This is a genomic window from Kitasatospora sp. NPDC057512, assembly GCF_042802135.1.
Classification (GTDB): Bacteria; Actinomycetota; Actinomycetes; order Streptomycetales; family Streptomycetaceae; genus Kitasatospora.
Window position 1 is genome coordinate 1 of the sequence record NZ_JBHVET010000569.1, and the last position, 5,819, is coordinate 5,819.

The 5,819-nt window shown below is 76.9% G+C and carries 5 protein-coding genes; 1 reads left to right on the forward strand and 4 read right to left on the reverse strand.

Annotated elements, in window-relative coordinates; all coding sequences use genetic code 11:
• Nucleotides 1–81 precede the first annotated feature (81 nt).
• The 3 genes from ACFU6K_RS29215 to ACFU6K_RS29225 form a co-directional block, all read right to left on the reverse strand.
• Nucleotides 82–621: an NUDIX hydrolase gene (locus tag ACFU6K_RS29215; protein ID WP_380668011.1), complete on the reverse strand. Its 540-nt coding sequence runs from the start codon at nucleotides 619–621 to the stop codon at nucleotides 82–84.
• A gap of 92 nt (nucleotides 622–713) precedes the next feature.
• A complete protein-coding gene (locus ACFU6K_RS29220; protein ID WP_380668013.1) occupies nucleotides 714–1,019 on the reverse strand; it encodes a hypothetical protein in 306 nt (101 codons plus the stop codon).
• A gap of 119 nt (nucleotides 1,020–1,138) precedes the next feature.
• Nucleotides 1,139–1,930 (reverse strand): alpha/beta fold hydrolase, encoded by a 792-nt coding sequence (locus ACFU6K_RS29225; protein ID WP_380668015.1) that lies wholly within the window; start codon nucleotides 1,928–1,930, stop codon nucleotides 1,139–1,141.
• Between the two features lie 142 nt (nucleotides 1,931–2,072).
• Between ACFU6K_RS29225 and ACFU6K_RS29230 the strand changes: the two genes are divergently transcribed.
• Nucleotides 2,073–5,144: a BTAD domain-containing putative transcriptional regulator gene (locus tag ACFU6K_RS29230; protein ID WP_380668017.1), complete on the forward strand. Its 3,072-nt coding sequence runs from the start codon at nucleotides 2,073–2,075 to the stop codon at nucleotides 5,142–5,144.
• Nucleotides 5,145–5,190: 46 nt separating this feature from the next.
• Here ACFU6K_RS29230 and ACFU6K_RS29235 read toward each other — a convergent pair.
• Nucleotides 5,191–5,819: RICIN domain-containing protein (locus tag ACFU6K_RS29235; RefSeq protein WP_380668019.1), on the reverse strand; the 629-nt coding region annotated here is incomplete at its 5' end.

Here is a 5,819-nt window from a genome sequence, read left to right on the forward strand (position 1 = left end):
GTCCGGGCCTGGGCTTCGGCCGTCCCGCCTACCCCTCTGCCCGGGCAGAGGGGTAGGCGGCCTGCCGTTTCCTCGCCCGGCTCACAGCAGACCCAGCGCGTCCAGGGCGAGGTAGGCGGCGGCCGTGTCGGTCATCTCGCCGCTGCGCAGGACGCGGGTGCGGAACTCCTCCAGGTCGACGGTGGTGACGTCGATGAACTCGTTGCGCTCCGGGCGCGGTTCGGCGACCTTGACGCAGTCGGTGGCGACGAAGGCGTAGCGGCGGACGTCGGAGTAGGCGTCCAGCCAGTAGGATCCGGCGGCGCGGACCTCGCCCCGGTAGCCGGTCTCCTCCAGCAGTTCGCGGGCGGCGGCGTCCGCCGCCTGTTCGCCGGGGTCCAGGAGGCCGCCGGGCAGTTCGTACAGCACGCGGTCGGGGCCGGGCCGGTACTGGCGGGCGAGGATGACGCGCCGGTCGGGGGTGAGGGCGAGCACCGCGCCGGCCGGGCCCTCGCGTTTGAGGTAGAACTCGTCCCGCCTGCCGTCGGGCAGCTCGAACCCGACGCGGTCGACGGACCGCCCGAACCTGCTGAAGACGGTGGTGCGTTCGAGTTCGCGCCACGGCGCGGTGGTGTCGGTCATGGCCGGGACTGTACGGGCTTGCTCGGTCGCCGGGCCCACCGCGGGCGGCGGCGGGCCCGGCGACCGAGCAGCCGACTCCCGGGCCCGGCGGGTCAGTTGTCGTTGTTGACCTTGGTGTAGGCCGCGCTGTAGCCGGTCGGGCAGTAGAGGGTGTCGCTGCCGTTGCCCATGTGCCAGAGGCCGTAGACCGTCGTCTGGTTGCCCTTGACGTTGTCGTTGTTGCAGACCAGCACCAGCTGCCAGTGGTTCTTGGTGGCGGTGGTCTGACAGCTCACCGAGCCCCAGTTCGTCCCCTGGGTGGTGCTGCAGTACGAGGTCGCCGAGGCGGTCGGCGCCGCCATCACACCGGCGGCCACCAGCAGTGCCGCACCCGCCCCCAGAGCCGCGATTCGACGCATGGCCTTCTCCCCTTGTCGTGTGTCCGGACAACGTGAGCGGTCAGCATGCCGAAGATGTGATCGGTTGTATCCACCGGCGACACGACTGGCCGAAACCGGTCCTTCCGCTTGCCCGTGGCCTACGGCCGGTGCGGGTCGGTGGTGAGGAAGTCCAGGACGAGGGGGCTCGCGGTGGTGCGGAACTCCTCGAAGTAGGCGTGCCGGGCGCCGGGGATCAGGTGCGGGCGGGCTCCGGGGATGCGGGCGGCGAGCAGGGGGGCGTTGGCGGCGGGGTTGAGCAGGTCGTCGGCGCCGTGGAGGACCAGGGTGGGGGCGCCGATCGCCGGCAGGAGGTCCCAGGCGTCGTGCCGGTTGCTGGCCGCGAGGTGGCGGCGGCGGGCGTGGGCGGGCATGGCGGGGTCGCCGAGGGTGTGGTGCGGGCCGGGGTGGGAGTCGAGCCACCGGGGGGTGTACATCAGCTCCAGCAGGGCCTGTCGCGCGGCCTCGGGGTCGGGTTGCGCCAGGGCGCGGCGGACGTCGGCGCCGCGTTCGACGCCGTGCGGGCCGCCGGGTGAGGTGCAGCCGAGGACCAGGGCGCCCACCCGGTGCGGGTGGCGGGCGGCGAGTTGCTGGGCCACCCGTCCGCCCATGGAGGTGCCGTAGACGTCGGCCCGGTCGATGCCGAGGTCGTCGAGGACGGCGACGACGTCCCGGGCGAACAGCTCGGTGCTGTACGGGGTTTCGGGCTTGTCGCTGCCGCCGGTGCCGCGGTAGTCGAGGGTGAGGGTGGCGCGGGCGGGGTGGAAGTCGGCGCGGACCGCGTCCCACCAGTGGTGGTCGTTGGCCTGGCCCGCCAGCAGGACCAGCGGCGGCCCTTCGCCCTGGAGCTGGTAGGCGATGCGGGTGCCGTCCGGTGCCGTCGCGTGCGTCACGCCCTCCCCCTCGCTCCCGGTCCGGCGGCCAGGGTACCCCGGGGCCGTCCCGGCGCTCCGGGGCCTCGTCCCTGACCAGGGGTGATGCGGTCGGTACAATGCGCGCCCGGGGGATCGTGTGCGGGCGGAGGGGGATTGGCCGGTGGGTGGTTTACGGTTCGCGGTGCTGGGGCCGCTGCGGGGGTGGCGGGACGGCGGCGAGCTCGCGCTCGGATCGCCGCAGCAGCGGAGCCTGCTGCTCGCGCTGCTGCTGAGGGCCAACCACCCGGTGTCGACCGGTCAGCTCGTCGACGACCTGTGGGGCGGGGATCCGCCCGCCAAGCCCTCCGCCGTGATCCGGACGTACGTCCACCGCCTGCGCCGCGTCCTGGGGCCCGCCGCGCCGACCACGCTCAGCGGGGGCTACCTGTTCGCCCTGGACCTCGGGGGGCTGGACACCCACCGGGTCGAGGAGCTCCTCGGCGAGGCGAGGGGGCTGCGCGCCGGCGGGGAGCCCGCCCGCGCCGCCGCCGTACTCCGCTCGGCGCTGGCCCTGTGGCGGGGCGAGCCGATGACCGGGCTGCCCGGCCCGTACGCCGAGCGGCAGCGCGGCGAGTGGGCCGAACGCCGGGTGACCGTCCTGGAGTCCTGTCTGGAGGCCGAGGTCGAGGCCGGGCCGTCCGGCGAGGCCGTCGCCGAACTGACCGCCGTGGTGGCCGAGTACCCGCTGCGGGAGCGGTTCTCCGAACTGCTGATGCTCGCCCTCTACCGGACCGGTCGGCAGGCCGAGGCCCTGGGCGTGTACCGGGCCGCGGACCGGCGGCTGCGGGCGCAGCTCGGCGTCTCGGCCGGGCCCGGGTTGCGCGAGCTGCAGCGCCGGATCCTGGTGGCCGACGCCGCGCTCGTGGCACCCGCGCCCGCGTCCGGGCCCGTGCCCGGGCCCGTGTCCACGCCCGCACCGGCAGCGGCCCGGCCCGCCTCGCCCTGGCCCGGCGCCGCCACAGCCGAGGCCGCGGCCCGTGCGCCGTACCCGGAGGCGGTCCGGCCGACCCAGGTCCCGGCCGACCTCGCCGACTTCACCGGCCGCGAAGCGCAGACCGAGGCGCTGCGGGCCGTCCTGCTCTCCCCCGGCACCATGCCGGTGGCGACGGTGTCGGGGCTGGGCGGCGTGGGCAAGACGGCGCTGGCCGTCCACGTCGCGCACACGCTGGCCGCGGACTTCCCCGACGGCCAGCTCTACCTGGACCTGCACGGGGCCGACGGCCGCCCGACCCGGCCCGAGGAGGCGGTGGGCGCCTTCCTGCGGTCCCTGGGCGTGCCGGCGGAGGGGCTGGCGCCCGGGCTCGCCGAACGCTCCGCCCAGTTCCGCTCGTTGCTCTCGGGCCGGCGGGTGCTGGTGGTCCTCGACAACGCCCGGGACGCCGAGCAGATCAGGCCGCTGCTGCCCGGCCGGGCCGGCTGCGCGGTGCTCGTCACCAGCCGGGCCAGGCTCGGTGCGCTGCCCAACGCGCACGTCGTCGAGCTGGCCGCGTTCGCCCCGCAGGAGGCCCTGGGCCTGCTCGGGCGGGTGGTCGGCGGGCAGCGGCTGCGGGCCGAGGCGGACACGGCCGGGGAGCTCGTGCGGCTCTGCGGCCACCTCCCGCTGGCCGTACGGATCCTCGCCGCGCGCCTCGCCTGCCGGCCGGGCTGGTCCATGGCGCGGCTGCTCGACATGCTGGCCGGGGACCGCCGGCGGCTGGACGTGCTGCGCGCCGGGGACCTCGCCGTCGAGTCGGCGTTCCGCTTCGGCTACGACCAGCTGACGCCCGAACAGGCCCGGGCCTTCCGCCTGTTGGCGGTGCCGGAGGTGCCCGACCTGTCGCCGGGCGCGATCGCGGCGGTGCTCGGCCTGCCCGAGCGGGAGGCCGAGGAGCTGGCCGAGTCGCTGGTCGACTGCTCGATGCTGGAGACGGCGCCGCCGGACCGCTACCGGTACCACGACCTGCTGCGCGCCTTCGCCCTGCAGCTCGCCCCGGAGGAGGCGGGCCCGGAGGAGGACCGGCCGGCCGCCGTCCTCACCCGCCTGGTGGCCCGCCACCACACCGAGACCGTCGCGGCCCTCGGCCCGGGCGCCGCCCGCGCCGCCCTGCCGTTCACCGGCGCCGCCGCCCGGACCGGCGGCTCCGGTACGGCGGCGGCCCACGGCCGCGGCGACTACCACGGCATCGGCGCGCTGGTCGGCCAGTACGCCGCCCTCCCCGAGCCGCCCCGGCTCGACCTGGCGGCCGAACTGCTGCTCGGCTACGTCCTGTTGTGCGAGACCGGCCAGGCCACCCGGCCGCTCGGGCACGCGGCCAAGGTGCTGCTCCAGGCCGCCGTCCGCGCGGGCGACCGGACGGGCGAGGTCAGGGCCCGGCTGGTGCTCGGACGGCTGCTGACCGAGGTCGGCTCCGAACCCGCGGCCCTCGCCGAGCTGCTCAGGGCCCGCGACCTGTGCACCGCCCACGACCTGCCGGGGCCGCTGCTCGCCCTGGCCCACGCCTCGCTGGCCGCCCTGTTCGCCCAGGTCGGCCGGCCGGGCGACGCCGTCGACGGCTTCACGGCGGCGATCTCGGTGTGGGAGCGGCTCGGCGACCGGCGCTCGGTGGCGGCCGAACTGCTCAACCTGGCGGGCGCGTTCACCGGTCTCGGCCGGTCCGAGGCGGCGGTGCGGGTGGTCGACCAGTCCCTGCTGATCTGCCACGAGCTCGCCGACCACGAGTTGCAGGCGCTCGCCCTGGACTCGTTGGGGACGATCGCCCACGACCGCGGCGAGTACGAGCAGGCCCTGCACCACCACCGCAACGCCCTGTCCCTGCTGCGACCGGACGACCGGCGCCGCACCGGCCGGACGCTGCTGCGGCTCGCCGAGTCGCTGCGCGCCGTCGGGCGCGGCGAGGAGGCGGTGGCGGCGGCCGGCCGGGCGGTGGAGGTGCTGACGCTCGACGGCGACCGCCGGGGGCGGGGGCTGGCCCTGGCCGCGCTCGGCGACGCGCTCGCCGACCGCGAAGCCGCCGGGGGCACCGCCGGGGAGGCCGACCGGGCGGAACCCGCCGGGGAGGCGGCCGGGGAGGCGGCCCGGGCCTGCCGGTCGGAGGCCTACGACATCCTGGCCTCCCTCGGCTCCCCCGAGGCCGCCCGGCTGCGCGAGCTGATCGGCCCGGCCCGGCCCGCCGTCCGGCCGCGCCGGCAGTGGCCGTCCTGGCTGCCGGCCTGACCCGCCGGAGGCCCGGCCGGCGGCTCGGCGTCCGGCTCCCGGCGGGTCAGCTGAACGTCCACACCTGGTTCTGCGCGCCCGTGCAGGCCTCCACGTGGGCGCCGACGCCGATCCCCTCGGACGTCAGGCACAGCTGGGTGGCGACGTTGGCGATCCGGTAGCCGCCCGGGGCCTGCGCGATGGCCCAGACCTGGTTCCAGTCGGCCGGCGGGCTCGTCCAGATCTGCACCAGTCCGCTCCTGCGGTCCTGGTCCAGCACCTTGGTGAAGTTGCTGGAGGCGTTGCGCAGGTAGTACATCCCGTCGGCGACCCGGTCCAGCCGCCAGAGCTGCGCCGCCGTGCCGTTGGCGAAGTAGGTGCCGACCGTGTTGCCGTCCCGGTCGTTGGAGGAGTAGTTGTCCAGCACGCCGTTGGTGCCGGTGATCCGCGCCTCGGCGGGCAGTGGCGGTTTCGGCTGCGGCGTGGGCTGGGCGGACTGCGTCGGGGTCGCGGGCGCCGTGGGGGTGGCCGTTTCGCCGGGGGCGGGGCGGTCGGGGGCGGCGGAGGTCGGCGCGGGCGCGGCCGGGCTCTGGCCCCCAGCGGGGGCGGGGGCCGGGGCGGCGGGCGCGGCGGAGACCGGCGCCGGCGGGGGGACGGCGGACCCGGCGGGCGGCGGGGCGGTGGCCGGTCCGGGCC